This window comes from Allobosea sp. Tri-44, from assembly GCF_004123845.1.
Classification (GTDB): domain Bacteria; phylum Pseudomonadota; class Alphaproteobacteria; order Rhizobiales; family Beijerinckiaceae; genus Allobosea.
Genome location: NZ_NBDP01000053.1, coordinates 405,676 through 424,417, shown reverse-complemented (window position 1 = coordinate 424,417; position 18,742 = coordinate 405,676). Strand labels below are relative to the sequence as shown.

General features: G+C 66.3%; 16 protein-coding genes. 3 read left to right on the top strand and 13 right to left on the bottom strand.

Annotated elements, in window-relative coordinates; translation table 11 throughout:
- Window positions 1–20: 20 nt before the first annotated feature.
- Complete coding sequence (locus B6S44_RS27150; RefSeq protein ID WP_129159964.1) at window positions 21–2,024, top strand: PhoX family protein; 2,004 nt, start codon at window positions 21–23, stop codon at window positions 2,022–2,024.
- 216 nt (window positions 2,025–2,240) lie between these two features.
- Here the strand turns inward: B6S44_RS27150 and fba are convergent, their stop codons facing one another.
- From fba to rpmE, 8 genes are all read right to left on the bottom strand, one after another.
- The gene (fba, locus tag B6S44_RS27145) at window positions 2,241–3,323 is read right to left on the bottom strand and encodes a class II fructose-bisphosphate aldolase (RefSeq protein WP_126115974.1); all 1,083 of its coding nucleotides are present in this window, start codon (window positions 3,321–3,323) and stop codon (window positions 2,241–2,243) included.
- A 93-nt stretch (window positions 3,324–3,416) separates the two neighbouring features.
- Window positions 3,417–3,653: a hypothetical protein gene (locus B6S44_RS27140; RefSeq protein WP_129159963.1), complete on the bottom strand. Its 237-nt coding sequence runs from the start codon at window positions 3,651–3,653 to the stop codon at window positions 3,417–3,419.
- Window positions 3,654–3,739: 86 nt separating this feature from the next.
- Window positions 3,740–4,933 (bottom strand): phosphoglycerate kinase, encoded by a 1,194-nt coding sequence (locus B6S44_RS27135; RefSeq protein ID WP_129159962.1) that lies wholly within the window; start codon window positions 4,931–4,933, stop codon window positions 3,740–3,742.
- A gap of 11 nt (window positions 4,934–4,944) precedes the next feature.
- The gene (locus tag B6S44_RS27130; RefSeq protein WP_129159961.1) at window positions 4,945–5,514 is read right to left on the bottom strand and encodes a putative glycolipid-binding domain-containing protein; all 570 of its coding nucleotides are present in this window, start codon (window positions 5,512–5,514) and stop codon (window positions 4,945–4,947) included.
- A complete protein-coding gene (locus B6S44_RS27125; RefSeq protein ID WP_129159960.1) occupies window positions 5,511–5,975 on the bottom strand; it encodes a hypothetical protein in 465 nt (154 codons plus the stop codon). Before B6S44_RS27125 ends, B6S44_RS27130 begins: the two co-directional genes overlap by 4 nt.
- 70 nt (window positions 5,976–6,045) lie before the next feature.
- Window positions 6,046–7,056 carry a type I glyceraldehyde-3-phosphate dehydrogenase gene (gap, locus tag B6S44_RS27120; protein ID WP_129159959.1) on the bottom strand — a complete coding sequence of 337 codons (1,011 nt, stop codon included), beginning with the start codon at window positions 7,054–7,056 and terminating at the stop codon, window positions 6,046–6,048.
- Window positions 7,057–7,165: 109 nt separating this feature from the next.
- Window positions 7,166–9,169: a transketolase gene (gene tkt / locus B6S44_RS27115; RefSeq protein ID WP_129159958.1), complete on the bottom strand. Its 2,004-nt coding sequence runs from the start codon at window positions 9,167–9,169 to the stop codon at window positions 7,166–7,168.
- Between the two features lie 308 nt (window positions 9,170–9,477).
- Window positions 9,478–9,711, bottom strand: a complete 234-nt coding sequence (gene rpmE / locus B6S44_RS27110) for a 50S ribosomal protein L31 (protein ID WP_066471911.1) — start codon at window positions 9,709–9,711, stop codon at window positions 9,478–9,480.
- A 197-nt stretch (window positions 9,712–9,908) separates the two neighbouring features.
- Here rpmE and B6S44_RS27105 point away from each other — a divergent pair, with 197 nt between their 5' ends.
- Complete coding sequence (locus B6S44_RS27105; RefSeq protein WP_465246143.1) at window positions 9,909–11,636, top strand: ABC transporter transmembrane domain-containing protein; 1,728 nt, start codon at window positions 9,909–9,911, stop codon at window positions 11,634–11,636.
- A 116-nt stretch (window positions 11,637–11,752) separates the two neighbouring features.
- On the opposite strand, the gene B6S44_RS27100 is transcribed toward B6S44_RS27105, so the two are convergent.
- The 4 genes from B6S44_RS27100 to B6S44_RS27085 form a co-directional block, all read right to left on the bottom strand.
- The gene (locus B6S44_RS27100) at window positions 11,753–13,507 is read right to left on the bottom strand and encodes an ankyrin repeat domain-containing protein (protein WP_164985979.1); all 1,755 of its coding nucleotides are present in this window, start codon (window positions 13,505–13,507) and stop codon (window positions 11,753–11,755) included.
- Between the two features lie 412 nt (window positions 13,508–13,919).
- Complete coding sequence (locus tag B6S44_RS27095) at window positions 13,920–15,110, bottom strand: ABC transporter substrate-binding protein (protein WP_129159955.1); 1,191 nt, start codon at window positions 15,108–15,110, stop codon at window positions 13,920–13,922.
- 38 nt (window positions 15,111–15,148) lie between these two features.
- Window positions 15,149–16,171 carry an N-acetylglucosamine-6-phosphate deacetylase gene (locus B6S44_RS27090; RefSeq protein WP_129159954.1) on the bottom strand — a complete coding sequence of 341 codons (1,023 nt, stop codon included), beginning with the start codon at window positions 16,169–16,171 and terminating at the stop codon, window positions 15,149–15,151.
- A 6-nt stretch (window positions 16,172–16,177) separates the two neighbouring features.
- Entirely contained in the window at window positions 16,178–16,921 is a 744-nt protein-coding gene (locus tag B6S44_RS27085) for a glucosamine-6-phosphate deaminase (RefSeq protein ID WP_129159953.1), read from the bottom strand.
- Here B6S44_RS27085 and B6S44_RS30160 point away from each other — a divergent pair.
- Window positions 16,920–17,525, top strand: a complete 606-nt coding sequence (locus B6S44_RS30160; protein ID WP_349236390.1) for a response regulator — start codon at window positions 16,920–16,922, stop codon at window positions 17,523–17,525. The two genes, B6S44_RS27085 and B6S44_RS30160, sit on opposite strands and share 2 nt — an antisense overlap.
- On the opposite strand, the gene B6S44_RS27075 is transcribed toward B6S44_RS30160, so the two are convergent.
- Window positions 17,522–18,517: a sensor histidine kinase gene (locus tag B6S44_RS27075; protein ID WP_129159952.1), complete on the bottom strand. Its 996-nt coding sequence runs from the start codon at window positions 18,515–18,517 to the stop codon at window positions 17,522–17,524. The genes B6S44_RS30160 and B6S44_RS27075 overlap by 4 nt on opposite strands.
- Window positions 18,518–18,742: the final 225 nt, after the last annotated feature.

Genomic DNA, 18,742 nt, shown 5'->3' with positions numbered 1-18,742 from the left:
TGTGACAGGAGGGGCCGGTCATGACCGAAGAGACCCAGTACGAATCCACTTTCGGCGCCAGCATGCTCGAGCATGACGACGCGCCACCGCAGAACCAGTCCGCCAACCCGACCATGGGCGAACTGATCGGCCAGCGCTTCTCGCGTCGCGGCCTGCTCAAGGGCGCGCTCGCCGTCTCCGCCATTTCGGCGACGGTTGGCGCGGCCGCGCTGGCGACCGCCGAGGAGGCCAAGGCCCAGGCGAAGGGCTCCGCCTTCAGCTTCAAGGAAGTCGAAGCCGGGGTCGATGCGGACCACCATGTCGCGGAAGGCTATCAGGCCGACGTGCTGCTGCGCTGGGGCGATCCGATCGTTGCCGGCGCGCCGGAATTCGACCCGGCCAAGCAGACGGCCGATGCCCAGTCCAGGCAGTTCGGCTACAATAACGACTTCGTCGGCTACACGCCGATGCCCGGCGCTGCCGACCCCTCGGCCCACGGCCTGCTCTTCGTCAACCACGAGTACACCAACCCGCATCTGATGTTCCCCGGCGTCGTCGAGATAAAGGACGGCAAGCCGGTAATGAAGAACGCGACCAAGGAGCGTTTCGAGATCGAGGCGATGGCGCATGGCGCGACCGTCGCCGAAATCCGCAAGATCGACGGCAGATGGGCACTGGTGAAGGATTCAAAGTACAATCGCCGCATCACCGTCGCGACCGAGATGCAGCTCTCGGGTCCCGTCACCGGCTCCGATCGCGTCAAGACCAACGCCGACGCGAGCGGCAAGAAAGTCTTCGGCACGATCAACAACTGCGCCGGCGCACTGACGCCCTGGGGCACCTTCGTCACCGGCGAGGAGAACGTGCACGGTTATTTCTCCGGCAAGCTGCCGGACGGCCATCGCGAGGAGGCCAACTACAAGCGCATGGCCATTCCGTCCGCGCCCTATGCCTGGGGACGTTTCGAGGAGCGCTTCGACCTCGCCAAGGAGCCCAACGAAGCGAATCGTTTCGGCTGGATCGTCGAGGTCGACCCGCTCGATCCGAATTCGGTTCCGAAGAAGCGCACGGCGCTCGGCCGCTTCAAGCATGAAGGCGCCGACAACATCGTCGCGAAGAATGGTCAGGTCGTGGTCTATCTCGGCGACGACGAGCGCTTCGACTACGTCTACAAATTCGTGACCGCCGGCCGCTTCGACCCCAACAACCGCGCCGCCAACATGGACCTTTTCGACGCCGGCACGCTCTATGTCGCCCGCTTCGACGCTGATGGCGGCGTCGCCTGGCTGCCGCTGGTCTTCGGCCAGGGGCCGCTGACGGCGGCGAACGGCTTCCAGAGTCAGGCCGACGTGCTGATCGAGACGCGCCGCGCCGGCGACCTGCTCGGCGCGACCAAGATGGACAGGCCCGAGGACATCACGCCCAATCCGGTTACCGGCCGCGTCTACGTCATGCTGACCAATAACACCAACCGCACCGACGCGCAGGTCGACGCCGCCAATCCGCGCGCCAAGAACGCCTTCGGCCATATCGTCGAGATCATCGAGGACGGCGGCGACCACACCGCGACGAAGGGCAAATGGGAGATCCTGCTGAAATGCGGCGATCCTTCCGTCGCGGCGGTTGGAGCGACCTTCTCGACTGAGACCAGCAAGAACGGCTGGTTCGGCATGCCCGACAATGCCGTGGTCGATTCCGCCGGGCGCCTCTGGATCTCGACCGACGGCAACGGCTTCCCCGAGACCGGCCGCACCGACGGGCTCTGGGCGGTCGATACCGAAGGCGAGGCGCGCCGCACCTCGAAGCTGTTCTACCGCGTGCCGCACGGCGCCGAACTCTGCGGCCCCTGCTTCACGCCGGATGACACGACGGCTTTCGTCGCCGTCCAGCATCCGGGCGACGATGGCCCGGACTGGCCCGCCTTCGGCCGCCGCTCCTATTACGAGGACCTCTCGACCCGCTGGCCGGACTTCAAGCCCGACATGCCGACGCGTCCTTCGGTGGTGGCGATCACCAAGCGCGGCGGCGGCAAGATCGGCGTGTGAGCGACTGGCAACCGGTCATGGTCGGGCCTGACCCCACCATTTCCTGAAATGAAAACGCCCGGCACAGCCGGGCGTTTTTTTGTAAACCATCATGTGACACTGCCGTCATGCTCGGCCTTGTGCCGAGCATCCACGTCTTGAACACCGCGCGACCAGCAAAGACGTGGTGGTCGGGACAAGCCCGACCATGACGGATGCGGCGTTTTCAGCAGCTAACTACGCCGCCTTCTTGGCACCGAAGGTCGGATCGAGCTCGCCCTTGGCGTAGCGCTTGGCCATGTCCGCCAGCGTGATGACGCGCTTGATCTTCGAGGCCTGGCCGGCGGTGTTGAACTCCTCCAGCCGCTTCTTGCAGAGCGCGGTCATGGCTTCCATCGCCGGCTTCAGATACTTGCGCGGATCGAACTCGCCGGGATTCTCGGACAGGATCTTGCGGATCTGGCCGGTCATCGCCATCCGGTTGTCGGTGTCGATGTTGATCTTGCGCACGCCGTGCTTGATGCCGCGCTGGATCTCCTCGACCGGCACACCCCAGGTCTGGGGCATCTTGCCGCCGTACTGGTTGATGACGTCCTGCAGGTCCTGCGGCACTGAGGAGGAGCCGTGCATGACGAGGTGCATGTTCGGCAGCTTCTTGTGGATCTCCTCGATGACATGCATCGCCAGGATCGCGCCGTCAGGCTTGCGGGTGAACTTGTAGGCGCCGTGCGAGGTGCCCATGGCGATGGCGAGCGCGTCGACCTTGGTCTCGGCGACGAACTTCACGGCTTCGTCCGGGTTGGTCAGGAGTTGGTCGTGGCTGAGCTTGCCCTCGAACCCGTGGCCGTCCTCCTTCTCGCCCTCGCCGCTTTCAAGCGAGCCCAAGACACCGAGCTCTCCTTCGACGGAGATGCCGCCGAGATGGGACATCTCGGTGACGGTCTTGGTCACGCCGACATTGTAGTCCCAGTCACCCGGCGTCTTGCCGTCAGCCTTGAGCGAGCCGTCCATCATCACCGAGGTGAAGCCGGCCTGGATCGCGGTCATGCAGGTTGCCGGCTCGTTGCCATGGTCGAGATGCACACAGACCGGGATATGCGGATAGATCTCGGTGACGGCGTCCATCATGTGCTTGAGCATGATGTCGTTGGCGTAGGAGCGCGCCCCGCGCGAGGCCTGGATGATCACCGGCGCGTCCGTCGCATCCGCCGCCGCCATGATCGCGAGCGCCTGCTCCATGTTGTTGATGTTGAAGGCCGGAACGCCGTAGTCGTTCTCGGCAGCATGGTCGAGCAATTGGCGAAGCGTGATGCGGGCCACGATGATCCTCCGGTTGGGCTCTGCTTTATCTGGAGGGTTTAGAATCGAACTGTGGCGGACGCAAAGCGAAACCGGCCAAAAAAGTGAATGCGATCAGCGCCCGCGCGCTTCCAGAACCCTCGCGCGCTCTTCAATTGCCGCGACCTGCTCGGCAAAGTCGCCCGTCACAGCCTTGGCCATGACGAGCAGACCGGCCGTATCACGGCGCTGCTTGCGGACGAGGTCCTCCAGCCGCTCGAAACGCTCGCTCGTTTCGGACCGGAAAGACGCAAAGTCGCTCTGAAGCCTTTTCAGAATCTCGAACATTGCAGTCTGGACATTCTCGCTCATCGCATAGTGGCTCCAGCGAAATCGTCATGCCGTAACGAGAACATAGCATAAACATCGCCTCACGCAACCGGAAGCTGCGCCGCCGATCAGCCCTTCCGCAGTGCCTCGACGCCCGGCAGGGCCTTGCCTTCCATCCATTCGAGGAAGGCGCCGCCCGCGGTCGAGACATAGGTCAGGTCTTCGGCGACGCCCGCATGGTTCATCGCCGCGACCGTGTCGCCGCCACCGGCGACCGCGACGAGCTTGCCGTCCCGGACGCGCTCCGCCACGGCCTTGGCGACCGCGACGGTCGCCGTGTCGAAGGGCGGCAGCTCGAATGCGCCGAACGGACCGTTCCAGACGACCGTCTTCACGGTATTGAGCTTGAGCACGACCTCGGCGACGCTGAGCGGGCCTGCATCGAGGATCATCTCGTCCGCCCCGACTTCGCCGATCGAGACGACGCGATGGCCCGGATGGGCCCTGAACTCGCGGGCGACCAGCGCATCGACCGGCAGAATGATCTCGCAGCCGGCCGCCTTGGCCTTCGCCTCGATCTCGCGGGCGGTACCGGCGAGATCATGCTCGCAGAGCGACTTGCCGACATTGACGCCGCGCGCGGCGAGGAAGGTGTTGGCCATGCCGCCGCCGATGACGAGCACATCGACCTTCTGCACGAGGTTCCCCAGCAATTCGAGCTTGGTCGAGACCTTGGCGCCGCCGACGATCGCCATCACCGGCCGCGCCGGGTTGTCGAGCCCGGACGAGAGTGCCTCGAGCTCGGCTTGCATGGCGCGCCCCGCATAGGCTGGGAGCAGATGCGCCAGCCCTTCCGTCGAGGCATGGGCACGATGCGCGGCCGAGAAGGCGTCGTTGACATAGAGATCGCCATTGGCGGCGAGCGCCTTGACGAACTCGGGATCATTCGCCTCGTCGCCGGCATGGAAGCGGGTGTTCTCGAGCAGCAGGATTTCGCCATTCTTGGCGGCGGCGATCGCCTTCGGCGCTTCCTGGCCGATGCAGTCGCCGACGAAGATCACCGGCTGGCCGAGCGCATGCGCCAGCGCCGGCACGACCTGCCGCAGGCTGTTCTTCTCGTCGCGCCCCTTCGGCCGGCCGAAATGCGCCAGCAGGACGACCTTGCCGCCCTTCTGCGCGATCTCGCGGATCGTCGGCAGGATCCGGTCGATGCGAGTGGTGTCGGTGACCCTGCCCTCCTCCGTCGGCACGTTGAGGTCGACACGGACGAGGACGCGCTTGCCGGCGAGATCGGCGTCGTCGAGGGTGCGGAAAGCAGGCATGGAGAACTCTCTTACAAGCGTTGAAACAGGCTGGGATAATCCATGACGAGGCCGTCCTCGTCGACCGGAAGCTCGGCGCTGAAACTGCCATCGGCCGTCTCGAACCGGAAGAGCTTTAGTGCAAGACAGGTATAGACCTGCTCGGTCACGAAGGGCTCGAAGCTGTCGAACGGCACGAACAGCATGGCGATGCGCCGTTGCAGGCCTAGCTGCCAGGCGCAGCGGCGGATCGGCAGCGTATTGGTGAACGGCGTGGCGGAGAGGTCGATGTCGATGCAGGCGTCGAAGGCCGGCAGATGGCCGCGCGCCCTGTCGTGCCAGGCGCCGTCGCGCCGTGTCATGGCGAGACGACGGCCACCGGTCGTCGTGATCTCGAAGGAGCGGACCGTGAAATCGGGATCGCAGTCGATCCGATAGGTCGCGCCGTAGCGCTTTCCGTCACGCTCGCCGACCAGCACGGCATCGGCGCGAAAGCCGTTCGCCTCCGCTCGCAGGGTGAGATGTTCGAGCCCGTCGCCTTCCAGCGCCCGCCAGCGGACATTGCGCCCGCCCGCGAGATCGGCGGCCGGGCGAAAGCTCATCGCGGCAGGATCGGCGGCAGCACGCCGGGAACGCCGGCCTTCAGCACGATCACCGTCAGGATGACCGTCAGGATCGCCGTGACGATGCCGGTGAGCAGCAGCGCCCCGAAGCGCGGCGTGGCGCTGACACGCTGGCGCAGCGCCGAGAGCTCCTCGCGCAGGCCGGCGAAGTCCATGGTGCCGGCGGCGAGCTCGACCTTCTGGGCGCTGCGATCGAGCGAAGCCTCGGCGCGGGTCAGCACCGCCTCGTAGCGCGCGAACTTCTCTTCGATCCGGGCCGCCTTGTCCTCGATCCGGGAGAGTTGGTCGAGCTTGCGCGGATCGCTGGCGGACAGCGGCTCGGCCGGCTTCGCCTCGGCGACGCGCGATGCGGCGATCTCGGCCATGCTCGGCGCCGGCGGTACGGTAATGGTCTCGGTCGGCGTGGCCGGCGTGGCGACGGTCGGCTCGATCTTGTTCATTGCGCGGTCCGTTCCTCGGCGGTGCAGGCACAGCCGCGCCGGGTAAGCGCGGCTGCGATGGGAGAGTGCGTCAGATCAGCTTCGCCATGGCGACGGCAGTGTCGCTCATGCGGTTCGAGAAGCCCCACTCATTGTCGTACCAGGTGAGGATGCGGACGAACTTCTCGTCCAGGACCTTGGTCTGGTCGAGCGCGAAGGTCGACGACGCCGGATCATGGTTGAAGTCGATCGAGACGTTGGGCTGGTCGGTGACGGCGAGGATGCCCTTCAGCGCGCCACGCTTGCTCGCCTTGATGATGGCGTCGTTGATCTTCTCGACCGTGGTCTTGCGCTTCGCGATGAACTTGAAGTCGACGACCGAGACGTTCGGCGTCGGCACGCGGATCGAGGTGCCGTCGAGACGGCCCTTGAGCTCGGGGATGACGAGGCCGATCGCCTTGGCGGCGCCGGTCGAGGTCGGGATCATCGACATCGCGGCGGCGCGGCCGCGGTAGAGGTCCTTGTGCATCGTGTCGAGCGTCGGCTGGTCGCCGGTATAGGCATGGATCGTGGTCATGAAGCCCTTGTCGATGCCGACCGCGTCATGCAGCACCCGGACCACGGGGGCCAGGCAGTTGGTGGTGCACGAGGCGTTCGAGACGACGACGTGATCCTTGGTCAGGGCCTCGTTGTTGACGCCGAAGACCACCGTCAGGTCGGCGCCGTCGCAGGGAGCCGAGACCAGCACGCGCTTGGCGCCGGCGGCGAGATGGGCCGCCGCCTTCTCGCGGGTGGTGAAGATGCCGGTGCATTCCAGCGCGATGTCGACGCCGAGCGCCTTGTGCGGCAGGTCCTTGGGATCGCGGATCGCGGTCACCTTGATCGGGCCACGGCCGACATCGATCGTGTCGCCGGAGACGGTCACCGTGCCGGGGAAGCGGCCGTGCACGGAGTCGAAGCGGAAGAGATGGGCATTGGTCCCGACCGGCCCGAGGTCGTTGATCGCCACGACCTCGATGTCCTTGCGCTTCGACTCGATGATCGCGCGCAGCACGTTGCGCCCGATACGGCCGAAGCCGTTGATCGCCACCTTGACCGTCATCTCAATCCTCTCCTTCGCCATTCGCCGGCAGGACCGGCGTCATTCACGCGGGCAAATCGGCCAAACCATGGCGGAACGCAAGGGCAGGCCTTAAAAATTTCAAGGAAACTCAGCCGTTGTGACGTTTGATCGCCGCCTCGGCCACCGCCTCCGGCGTGATGCCGAAATGCTTATAGACTTCCTTGTAGGGGCCGCTCGCCCCGAAGGAGGACATGCCGATAAAGCCGCCATCGGCGCCGATCACGCCATCCCAGCCAAAGCGCACGGCGGCCTCGACCGCGATCTTGATCGGTGCCTCGCCGATGATCCCGGCCTTGGTCGTATCGTCCTGCTCCAGCAGCGCTTCGAGCGAGGGCACAGAGACGACGCGGGCGCGAATGCCCTTTTCCGCCAGGAGCTTGCGGGCCGCGACAGCAATCTCGACCTCGGAGCCCGAGGCGAAGAGCGAGACCTGCGCCGTGCCCCCTTCGGCCGCCAGCAGCTCATAGGCGCCCTTGGCCGAACGGTTCGTCGCCGAGGCGTCGGTGCGGACCGGCGTCAGGTTCTGGCGCGACAGCGCCAGCACGGTCGGCCCGTCGGTACGCTCCAGCGCGATCTGCCAGGCTTCCGCCGTCTCGATTGCATCGGCGGGACGCAGCACGCGCATGTTCGGCATGGCGCGCAAGGAGGCGATCTGCTCGACCGGCTGGTGGGTCGGACCGTCCTCGCCGAGGCCGATCGAATCATGGGTCATGACGTAGACGACGGGCAGCCCCATCAGCGCGGCGAGCCGCATCGACGGACGGGCATAGTCGGCGAAGACCAGGAAGGTGCCGCCGGCGGTGCGGAAGCCGCCATGCAGCGTGATACCGTTCATCGCCGCGGCCATGCCGTGCTCGCGGATGCCGTAGCGGACATAGCGGCCCTTCGGGGTCTTCGGCGTGAAGTCCTCGAAGCCCTTTGCGCGGGTGTTGTTCGACGGGGTGAGATCGGCCGAGCCCGAGACCAGCTCCGGCATCACCGGCACGATCACATCCAGTGCCAGTTCGGACGCCTTGCGGGTCGCGACCGTGACCGGGCTCGCGGCCAGCGTCTTCTTGTGGGCAACGAGGGTCTTGGCGAGCTTGGCCGGCACCGTGTGGGCCAGCCGGCGCTCGAACTCGCCGCGCTTGCGCCCGGACGTCGCCGCGAGGCGCGCATTCCATTCCTTGCGCTCGGCGAAGCCGGTGGCGCCAAAACCGCGCCAAGCCTTGAGCACATCAGCCGCGACCTCGAACGGCCCGCCGGTGATGCCGAGCGCCTTCTTGGCGGCGGCGAGTTCCTCGGCGCCGAGCGGCTCGCCATGCGCCTTGGAGGTGCCGGCCTTCTTCGGCGCGCCAAAGCCGATCACGGTCTTGCAGGCGATCAGCGTCGGCTTGTTCGACTTCTGGGCGCGGCGGACCGCCGCCTCGATCGCATCGGGATCATGCCCGTCGACACGCTCGGCCTTCCAGCCGCAGGCCTTGAAGCGGGCGAGCTGGTCGACCGAATCGGAGATCGAGAGCGGCCCGTCGATCGAGATGCCATTATCGTCCCAGAGCACGATCAGCTTGTTGAGCTTCTGATGGCCGGCGAGCGCGATCGCCTCCTGGCTGATGCCCTCCATCAGGTCGCCGTCGGAGGCGAGCACATAGGTCTTGTGGTCGACCAGCTTCTTGCCGAATTCGGCGGCGAGCATGCGTTCGGCCATCGCCATGCCGACGGCGGTGGCGAGACCCTGGCCGAGCGGGCCGGTGGTGGTCTCGACGCCGAGCGTCATGAAGTTCTCGGGATGGCCCGGCGTCTTCGATTCGAGTTGGCGGAATTTCTTGAGGTCGTCGAGCTCCAGGCCCGGCGTGCCGGTGAGGTAGAGCAGCGCGTAGATCAGCATCGATCCGTGGCCGGCCGAGAGCACGAAACGGTCACGGTCGGGCCAGCGCGGCTCGGCCGCATCATATTTCAGGATACGCGTGAACAGCACGGTCGCGACATCGGCCGCGCCCATCGGCAGACCGGGATGGCCGGACTTCGCCTGCTCGACGCCATCCATGGCGAGCGAGCGGATGGCGTTGGCCAGCCGCTCGTGCAAAGCGCGGTCGATCGCGGGCGTCGTCATGAAGTCTCTCCGGCGAGGCGGGAACGAGACTCGCGCGCCGGAGCCGGCCGGTAGCGAGCAGCGAAACCCGGAAAAAGGATCGCGCGTTCGATAGGCCGCCGGCTCAAGCGGAGTCAATTCGCCTGACGCCGCTTGGAAGCGATCAAAGAATGCATGTCCCGCGAACATTCCGGGACGTGGCCTGGCGATGGCTGGAACGAGAAGGCACGAGCCCGCGGCCTATCGTCGCCGCCAATGCAAAAAGCCCGGCCGCGAGGCCGGGCTTTCCTGTTGCAGTCGCGAGCCTGAAAGGGCTGCGAAAACGCGGATTACTTCTTGCCGAGGGCGCCCAACGCGCCGAAACGCGAGTTGAAGCGCGAGACGCGGCCGCCGCGGTCCAGCATGTGCTGGGTGCCGCCGGTCCAGGCCGGGTGGGTCTTCGGGTCGATGTCGAGGTTGAGGGTGTCACCCTCCTTGCCCAGCGTCGAACGCGTGAAGTATTCGGTGCCATCGGTCATGACGACCTTGATGGTGTGGTAGTCGGGATGAATGCCGGTCTTCATGGCGAAATCCTCAATTGTCGAAAAGCGGGTGGCCGGAACGCGGCGCACATCGCCGGCTCTTCGAACAATTCGTATGAGCCTGTCGTGAAGTCGGGTGCCCATAGCGCAGCCGCAGCGACGGTGCAAGCTTTTCAGGATAGGTAAGCGTGGCGAACGAGACCAAGGAAGACCAAAAGGCGCGGCCGGATTTCAGCGCCCTGCGCTCGTTCTGGCCCTATGCGCTGGCGCAGAAGCAACGGATCGCCTTCGCGCTCGTCGCGCTGATCGTCGCCTCGGTGGCGACGCTTGTCCTGCCGCTCGCGGTGAGGCGCGTCATCGATGTCGGTTTCTCCGGTGGCGAGCAGCAGTTGGCGAACTCCTATTTCGCCCTGCTGATCGGCGTCGTCGCCGTGCTGGCCCTGGCGAGCTCGTTCCGATTCTATCTGGTGATGACGGTCGGCGAGCGCGTCGTCTCGGAGCTGCGTGCCGACGTCTTCGCGCACCTGACCCGGCTCGAGCCGGCCTTCTTCGACGCCAGCCGGGCCGGAGACCTGGTCTCGCGGCTGACCGCCGACACCACCCAAATCAAATCGACCTTCGCCTCGACCGCCTCGATCGCGCTGCGCAACGGCATCATGTTCCTTGGCGCGCTCGTCATGATGATCGTGACCAGTCCGCAGCTTTCGGCGATCGTGATCGGCGCGATTCCCCTGATCGTGCTGCCGTTGGTCTTCTCCGGCCGCACGGTGCGCAAGCGGGCCCGGGCGGCGCAGGACCGGCTCGCCGATGCCTCCGCCTTCGCCGCCGAGGCGATCGGCGCGATCCGGACGATGCAGTCCTTCGGCGCTGAGCGCGAGACGACGCAGCGCTTCCAGGGCGCCTCGGACGGCGCCTATGACGCCTCGCGCGATGCGACGCGTTCCCGCGCCTGGCTCTCCGGCATTGCGATCTTCCTGGTCTCGGCCAGCGTCGTGCTGGTGCTCTGGGTCGGCGCGACGGAAGTCTTTGCCGGGCGGATGAGCGGCGGGCGCCTGTCGCAATTCGTGCTCTACGCCGTCTTGGCAGCAAGCTCGCTCGGCCAGCTCTCGGAAGTCTATGGCGACATCTCGGCTGCGGCCGGCGCCGCCGGACGGCTCGGCGAGATCCTCGCGACCAAGCCGGCGATTTCAGCCCCGCCCCATCCCAAGGCGTTGCCCACGCCGCCGGTCGGCGCCCTCGCCTTCGAGAGCGTCTCCTTCCGCTATCCTGGCCGCAGCAACCTCGCGCTCGCCGATCTCGACCTCACGATCAGGCCGGGCGAACGTGTCGCACTGGTTGGCCCGTCCGGCGCCGGCAAGAGCACGGTGCTGCAGCTGGCGCTGCGCTTCTACGACCCCTTCGCCGGCCGCGTCGTCGTCGACGGCGTCGCCGGGCCGGAGGCCGACCCGACCGACTGGCGCAGCCGCTTCGCGCTGGTCCCGCAGGAGCCGACCGTGTTCGGCGTCTCGGTCGCCGACAACATCGCCTATGGTCGCCCCGGCGCGGCGCGCGCGCAGATCGAGGAAGCGGCGCAGCTCGCCGCTGCCGACGGCTTCATCCGGGCGCTGCCTGATGGCTACGACACCATCATCGGCGAGCGCGGCGTCACGCTGTCAGGCGGCCAGCGCCAGCGCCTCGCCATCGCCCGCGCCGTGCTGAAGGACGCGCCGATCCTGCTATTGGACGAAGCGACCTCGGCGCTCGATTCGGAAAGCGAGCGCGCCGTGCAGGACGCACTCGACCGGCTGATGCAGGGCCGGACCACGCTGGTCGTGGCCCATCGGCTCGCCACCATCCTCTCCGCCGACCGTATCCTGGTGATGGAGGATGGGCGGGTGGTCGAGGAAGGCACGCATGCCGCCCTCGTCGCCAAGGGCGGGCTCTATGCGCGCCTCGCCGCGCTCCAGTTCGGGCTGGAGGCGGCTTAGCCTCTTCTCCCTCCGGGGCTTCCTTCTCCCCTCGGAGGAGAAGGTGTCTGCAAAGCAGACGGATGAGGGCAGTTTGGCTGGGTGAACGAGAAAGCGCCGCTTGCACAGCCCTTCCCTCATCCGTCAGCGCTTCGCGCTGCCACCTTCTCCCCCGAGGGGAGAAGGGCCGCTTCCAGCAGCGTCGCGGCATCCAGCAGGCCTCGCTTGCGCGCCGCCTGCGCGGGCGTCAGCTCCTGCTTGTTGCGCGCAGCCGGATCGGCCCCTGCCGCCAGCAGGAACTCGACGAGGTCGCAGGCGCTGGTGTCGTCGTCCGGCAGGCAGAACAGCGGCGGCTCGCCCGAACGGGCCGGCGCATTGGCGAGCGCCGGCTCCTTGGCGAAAAGAGCCTCCAGCCGCTCGATCTCGGCGGCCTCGCACAGGGCTTCGATATCGCTGCTGCGTGAGGCCAGATAGATCTGCGCGGCACTGGCGCCCTGGTGACGCGCCCAGCCGAGCGGGGTCGAGCCATAGCGGAGCTCGATCGGATCGATCTTGGCACCTGCCTCGACCAGCAGCGCAACGATCTCGGTCGCGTCGGTTCCGGCCGCTTCGTGCAATGCACGAACGCCGTCGCGCGTCGCGGCATCCGGCGAGACGCCGAGGCGCAGTGCCAGCGCCGCGATCTCCGGCTTGCCCTGCCGGATCGCCACCAGCAGCGGCGCCGGGCTAAGCAAGAACTTCGGATCGCCGTCGAGCAGTCGGCGCGCCTCGGCTTCCTCGCCACGCGCGACCGCGGCGGTGAAGGCCTCCTGCCCGCTGAGCTCGACCGGGCTCGCGCCATTGTCGACGAGCAGGCGAACGAGATCGCTCCGGCCGTCGAGCATGGCCTGCTTGACCAGGCTCTGCTTCGAATAGGCGTTGACCGCCTGCGCCCGGGCGCCATGGGCGAGGAGCCAGGCGGCGCGTTTCGGCTGGCGCGGTACGGCGTTGCCGAGCAGATAATCGAGCGGTGGTGCCGGCAATTCGCGTACCGGCTCGTGCCAGCGCCCGGCCTCGCCGCGCTTCTCCGTCTCGTTCCAGAGCAGGTCGAGCCAGAAGGTATCATCCGCACCGAGCGACGAGTTGTAGAGCGCTTGGCCATTGAGCGGATCGGCGCCGCGGGCGATCAGGAGCCGCGCCAGCGCTTCGGCTTGCGGATGCGGTGGCTGGTTGCCCTCGCCGCCGCCGATGACGCCGGTCAGTGGGGTGAAGTGGTTGCTGCCGTCGCTGAACAGAGCGTTCGGGTCGGCGCCATGATCGAGCAGGAGCTGCGCGATCGCGACGGCGTTGCGTGACAGCGCCTCGTTCGGCAGGCGGGTGAAAGCGAGGCGGACCAGCGGGGTCCAGCCGTCGAAGCCGCTCGGCTTGTCAGCGAGTGCAGCGTCCCTGCTGAGAAAATCACGGACGGCATCGAGATCATGCCCGGCGACGGCGGTATGGATGCTGTCGCCGGCGATCTCCGGATGCCGTTCGAGCAGGCGCTGCGCCAGCGCGCCGCGTGCCGGCCGGTCGGCCTCGTACTCGCCCCAGCTTTGCGTGCCCGGCCTGACGCCATAGCGCAACGCCGATTTCTCCAGGAACAGCGCGACGAGCGCGGCATGGCCGCGCGCCGCCGCCTCGCGCGCGATGAGTTCCTGCTTCAGCGCCGCCCAGCTCGCGAGTCCGTAATCGCGGGCGAGCGCATGCTGGACCTCGCGCAGTTTGGCCGCGCCGGCATGGTTCGGGATCAGCTTGCGAAAACGGGCGACCGCCTCAGGCTCGCCGGCTTCGATCTCCTTCAGCCAGCGCTTGGCCTGGCGGCGGGCGGTCTCGAGGGTCGAGCGGGGCGTGAGTTCGCGGGTGGGATCGGACATGGGTCTTCCTTCCGAGGAAAGCCTGATGTCCGCTCGACAGGCCGGAAGAAAGCGATGATGCGATGTCGTCGCTTGGATATGGGTGGGAGCAGGCTCCCTTGCCGCGGACTGGTGGCGCCCCATGCGCTCTATGCGGATGAAAAACGCATGGCAGCGGCGGAGTCAATCGCCATCGATGCTGACCACGACGCCCTCTTCCTTCTCCCGGATGGGAGAAGGTGGCGCGGAGCGCCGGATGAGGGCCCGCCCTTACCGCAGAGGACCTCAGCAGCGCCGTCGCACTTCAACAATCAGCGGCGGTCCGTCACCCCTGCCCCTCTCACTGATCCCGGGCTTGCCCGGGATCAGATCTCAGAGTGTCGAAGTCGGGTAAACCCGACTTCGATGCGGGAGAGGGGTTCCGCGTGGAGGCTCACTTCGCCCGCTTGGCGCCCACCAGCTCGTCCCACTTCCTGAAAGCGACGACCATCTTGTCGGGCTTCAGCGGCAGCTCGATCGGGTTGTTGGCGATGAGGTCGGCATATTCCGGCCGGCCGAACTCGGCGATCACCTTCTGGCTCGCCTCGGGTGCCAGCGAGAGCGGCACGTTCTTCACCGCCGGGCCGGGATAGAGATAGCCCTCGTCATAGGAATAGGCCTGCATCTTCGGCGTCAGCACATGCGCCATGATGTCGAGCACGACGGCGAGCCGGTCGTTCGGCAGGCCCTTCGGCACGCACATGAAGAAGGCGTCCGAGACCCAGTGGAAGCCCTTCAGCGTCTGGATCTTGGCTTCCTTCGGCACGATGCCGAGCGCCCGCGGATTGATGTCCCAGCCGGTGGTCGAGATGATGATGTCGCGCGAGCCGTCGCCGAACTCCTTCATCGTCGCGCCGGTGCCGGCCGGATAGTACTCGATGTACTGGCCGAGCTCCTGCAGATAGGCCCATGTCTTGTCCCAGCCGCCGACCGGGTCCTGCGGGTCCTTGTCGCCGAGGATGTAGGGCAGCCCCATCATGAAGGTGCGGCCTGGGCCGGAATTGGTCGGGCGGGCATACATGAACTTGTTCGGATTGGCCTTGGCCCAGGCGAGCAGTTCCTCGGCCGTGGTCGGCGGGGTCTTGACCCGGTCGGGCATGTATTCGAGCAGCGGGCCGGAAGGGTAGTAGTTGACGACGACGCCGAAGCCATCGCCCTGGACCTTGTGCAAATTGAGCGCCGCCGGCTCGTAATTGGCCTCGATATTCGGGAACCTGTCGGCGAAGTCCGGCAGGATTTTCTGCCAGAGCTTCTGGTCGAGGCCGGCGGCGAGGCCGTCGCTGCCGGTCAGGATCAGGTCGAGATCGACCCTGCCGGCATCCTGCTGCGCCTTGAGCTTGCTGGCGAGCTCGGGCGCCGGCGCCTTCACGAAGGCGATGCGCGAGACCAGCTTGGGATTGGCGGCGCGGTAATCCTCGAACGCCTTCTGAATCAACGCGAGCGCACCGCCGACATCCATGACGCTGATCACGACCGGACTGGTCGGCAGTGGCGGCGAGGCAGCGAATGCCGGGCCGCCGGCGGCAAGGGCGCCAAGGCCACCGAGAACGGTGCGGCGGTCGATGCCATGAAGATGCTTGGTCATTGCCTTCCCCCTTTGTTGTCGCGCCGTTCCAGCGGCGCTCATGCGTCGTAACGGCGTTCCTGACCGGCGAGGCGGACCCGCCGGACGAAAAGGTCATCCGACCACTCGACCTCGCCCTCCGCAAGCGCGATGCCGTGCGCGTCGAGCGCCGGCCGGATCGCGGCGAGGGCATGGCTCCCTGCCATGGCTAAAGCCTGCTCGGGCGTCCCGATGCCCCAGGCGACGACATTGCGCACCGCCTCGTCGAGGCAGAGCGCCGAGCCGGCGAGCAGTCCCGCTTCCTGCCGGACCGAACCATCAGGCATGCGGTCGACCGCCATGCCGGCGAAATGATAACGGCCGACCGGTGCAGCGGCTGCTACCACCGCGTCGGTGACGAGGATCGAACGCTCGAAGCCCTTGGCCCGGATCAGCGCGGCGAGCGCCCTGGGGTGGACATGGATGCCGTCGGCGATGAAGCCGGCCATCAGCCGGTCCTCCGCGAGCTGGGCGAAGATCGGATTGGCGAGCTTGTGCAGCGTCTGCGGCAGGCCGTTTCCGAGATGGGTCGAGAGCGACAAGCCCGCATCGGCTGCGGCCGAGACCTGATCGAAATCGGCGGCCGAATGGCCGATGGCGACGATCTTGCCGGCGTCCGCCAGAATTTTCGTCAGCGCGACCGCACCTTCGCGCTCGGCGGCGAGCGTCACCATCAGGATCGGCCGCGACAGGCCGCGCTCGACCTCGGCGATCAGCTCCGGCTGTGCCGCCGTCATCGCCTGGGGCGGGTGGCAGCCATGATAGCCCGGCGCCGGGTTCAGGAACGGGCCTTCGAGATGATAGCCCGGGCACATCAATGGCCCGAGCCGGCTCCCGGCGACGGCTTCATCCAGCGCCCGGAAACGCTCAATCAGTTCGTGCGGATGGGCGGTGATGATCGTCGGCAGGCAGTGCGTGACGCCGGTCTTCAGCATCGCCTCCAGCGCCCGGTCGAGATCGGCCGGGGTGATCGCCGGGTCGTTGAAGTCGACGCCGGCGAAGCCGTTGATCTGGAGATCGACGAGGCCGGGCGAGATGGGCATCTGCCCTCAGCCCTTCTTCAGCAGCGAAGCAGCCGGCGGATCGAGGAACAGGACCGTGTTCGGGTGACGCTGCAGGATCGAGGCCGGATGCAGCGGCGTGATCTCGCCTTCGAGTGCATCCTTCACCGCCTGCGCCTTGCGGGCGTCGGGCACCGACAGGATGATCAATTCGCTCTTCAGGATCTGGCGGATGCTCATCGAGATCGCCTGTTCCGGCACCGCGGCAAAGCTCTCGAACCAGCCCTCGCCGAATTGCTGGTTGCGGCAGGCCTCGTCGAGCGTGACGACGATATAAGGCTCTTCGGTCTCGAAATCGGCCGGCGGATCGTTGAAGGCGAGATGGCAGTTCTCGCCGAAGCCGGCGAAGCAGAGATCGATGCGGCGCCCGGCGATCAGCCCATTGAGGCGCCTGGTCTCGGCTGCGGGATCGCCCTCGCCGTTGACCGGAATGAAGGCCGGCTTGACCGCGAGCTGAGCGAGGAAGCGCTCTTCCAGATAGCCGCGGAAGCTCGCCGGATGGCTCTTAGGCAGGCCGACATATTCATCGAGATGGAAGGCCGTGACCTTCGACCAGTCGATGCCCTCGGCGGCGACGAGGTTCTGCAGCATTTCGAACTGGCTCGCGCCGGTAGCGACGATGATCGTCGCCTCGCCATGGCGGGCAATCGCAGCGCGGATCGTCTCGGCGCCGAGCTTCGCCGCTTGCCGGCCGAGTTCGTTCTTGTCGGGGGTGATGCGGATATCGATCATGCTGTTCCTGCCCGGCACGGCGGCGGCGGTCGGCGTGGTACACTACCATACCAGCTCTCATGCTAGCATGGGCGGAAGACGGCGCACCTATCGCAAAGGCATGGCGCGCCGCCGCTTTTCGCGGGATTGCGCGAACGACGCACGCTCACAACAACCGGTGAGTGACAGACTTGAAGCGCATTTCATTCTGATAAATCGCAACCATCATGGGGCGGCCGCGTTGAGATTACTCCGCTGGCGAGTTAGTCACATGCCCTTAGTCGTACTAGTTGTCGAAGATGATGCGATTGTCCGGATGGATACCGCATCGATGATCGTCGAGGCTGGCTTTGAGGCGATCGAGGCAACAAGCGCCGATGAGGCGATCGTCATCTTGGAAACTCGGTCCGATATCAACGTCGTCATCACCGATATCGAGATGCCAGGGTCCATGAACGGGTTGAAACTTGCCTTCGCGGTGCGCGACCGCTGGCCGCCCGTAGTGATTATCATCGCTTCCGGCCGCATCAGGCCCGAGCCTGACCAAATGCCTAGCGATGTCACATTTCTCCGAAAGCCATACAGCGAGGCAGCGGTTCTCGCCGCTGTCAGGGAGGCCGCCTAGCCAGCCAGTTTCGCCGTATTCATCTTCAGGGTGACGATGACGCCCTCGGCCGACCAGTCGTAGTCTATCGAGCCGCCGAGTTGCCCCGATATGCTGCGCACGACCAGGCGGCTGCCGTAGCCGCCTGCACCATTGGGAGGTTCGACGGTCGGCCCTCCGCGCTCGATCCAGACGATTTTCACGTCTTCGTCGTCAAGACTGCCCGAGACGTCGAGCATTCCGGTTTCGGCAGACAGCGCCCCATACTTCAGCGAGTTCGTTGAGAGTTCATGGATGATCAGGGCGAGCGTCGTTGCGGCCACTTCGCCGACACCCATGCGCGGAACGGCGACCCGGATTCGTCCGCTGAAGGCTGCCATGTCCTCATAGGGCGCGAGCAGGATCGAGAGCAGGTCGCCTAGCAGCGCCGCCTGGCCCTGATGACCGGGAAGAGGCCGCACGAGGTCGTGGGCCCGGCCAAGCGCAGCCAGCCGGCCTGTGAGTTCGGTGGCCATCTCCTTGGCCGTTATGGTGGATCGGGATGAGATCTGAGTCAGTCCTGAGGCGATCGCCAGCAGGTTCTTGACGCGATGGCTCATCTCGCCAGCAAGCAGTTCGTGTCCTTCCTCGGCCTGCTTGCGCCCGGTTACGTCAAGGAAGATGCCATAGGCTACGTTGTCGTGCAGCGCCGAATCGTCGCCGATGCCGCGGGCCGAAATCCAGCGGATCTCGTCTCCGATGATGATGCGGAAGTCGATCTCATAGGCGCCGACGACACCTCGAGTCGCCATGAAGGCTGCCCTGACCCGATCCCGATCGGCGGGGTGAACGCGGGCCGACATATCCTCGAACTTGACGTGCTCGCTCTGCGGCAAGGCCCATAAGGCATATCCCCGTTCGTCCATGGCGAACCGGTCGGTCTCGACGTTCCACGACCACAGGGCGACCCCGGCCGCGCCGATCGCACGCCGGAGGCTGTCCGCGCTCCATGACAGCGGGTTGTTTGCGGGCATTATGCGTCTCGTCGCGGGGTCTCCGGAGGCGCCATGCTAACAGCAGATACCGATGTGTAATATGGCTTTAGAGTGAACGGCCTGGGGTTCACTCCAGCGGCCGCGACAGCACCCTGCTGCCGTCTCAGGTAAGGTCTTTGGCAGGGGCGACCCGGCCTCCGCCGTACGCTTTGAACTTCGGTCTTCTACGGCCTCTCATCATGCAACCAGATAATTGCATGACAT

Bases quoted from the DNA above. Each gene is read 5' to 3' on its own strand.
- B6S44_RS27150 (WP_129159964.1), top strand. From the start codon at position 21: ATGACCGAAGAGACCCAGTACGAATCCACTTTCGGCGCCAGCATGCTC.
- B6S44_RS27140 (WP_129159963.1), bottom strand. From the start codon at position 3,653: ATGAGCGAGAATGTCCAGACTGCAATGTTCGAGATTCTGAAAAGGCTT.
- B6S44_RS27135 (WP_129159962.1), bottom strand. From the start codon at position 4,933: ATGCCTGCTTTCCGCACCCTCGACGACGCCGATCTCGCCGGCAAGCGC.
- B6S44_RS27130 (WP_129159961.1), bottom strand. From the start codon at position 5,514: ATGAGCTTTCGCCCGGCCGCCGATCTCGCGGGCGGGCGCAATGTCCGC.
- B6S44_RS27125 (WP_129159960.1), bottom strand. From the start codon at position 5,975: ATGAACAAGATCGAGCCGACCGTCGCCACGCCGGCCACGCCGACCGAG.
- gap (WP_129159959.1), bottom strand. From the start codon at position 7,056: ATGACGGTCAAGGTGGCGATCAACGGCTTCGGCCGTATCGGGCGCAAC.
- tkt (WP_129159958.1), bottom strand. From the start codon at position 9,169: ATGACGACGCCCGCGATCGACCGCGCTTTGCACGAGCGGCTGGCCAAC.
- rpmE (WP_066471911.1), bottom strand. From the start codon at position 9,711: ATGAAGACCGGCATTCATCCCGACTACCACACCATCAAGGTCGTCATG.
- B6S44_RS27100 (WP_164985979.1), bottom strand. From the start codon at position 13,507: ATGTCCGATCCCACCCGCGAACTCACGCCCCGCTCGACCCTCGAGACC.
- B6S44_RS27095 (WP_129159955.1), bottom strand. From the start codon at position 15,110: ATGACCAAGCATCTTCATGGCATCGACCGCCGCACCGTTCTCGGTGGC.
- B6S44_RS27090 (WP_129159954.1), bottom strand. From the start codon at position 16,171: ATGCCCATCTCGCCCGGCCTCGTCGATCTCCAGATCAACGGCTTCGCC.
- B6S44_RS30160 (WP_349236390.1), top strand. From the start codon at position 16,920: ATGCTGTTCCTGCCCGGCACGGCGGCGGCGGTCGGCGTGGTACACTAC.
- B6S44_RS27085 (WP_129159953.1), bottom strand. From the start codon at position 16,921: ATGATCGATATCCGCATCACCCCCGACAAGAACGAACTCGGCCGGCAA.
- B6S44_RS27075 (WP_129159952.1), bottom strand. From the start codon at position 18,517: ATGCCCGCAAACAACCCGCTGTCATGGAGCGCGGACAGCCTCCGGCGT.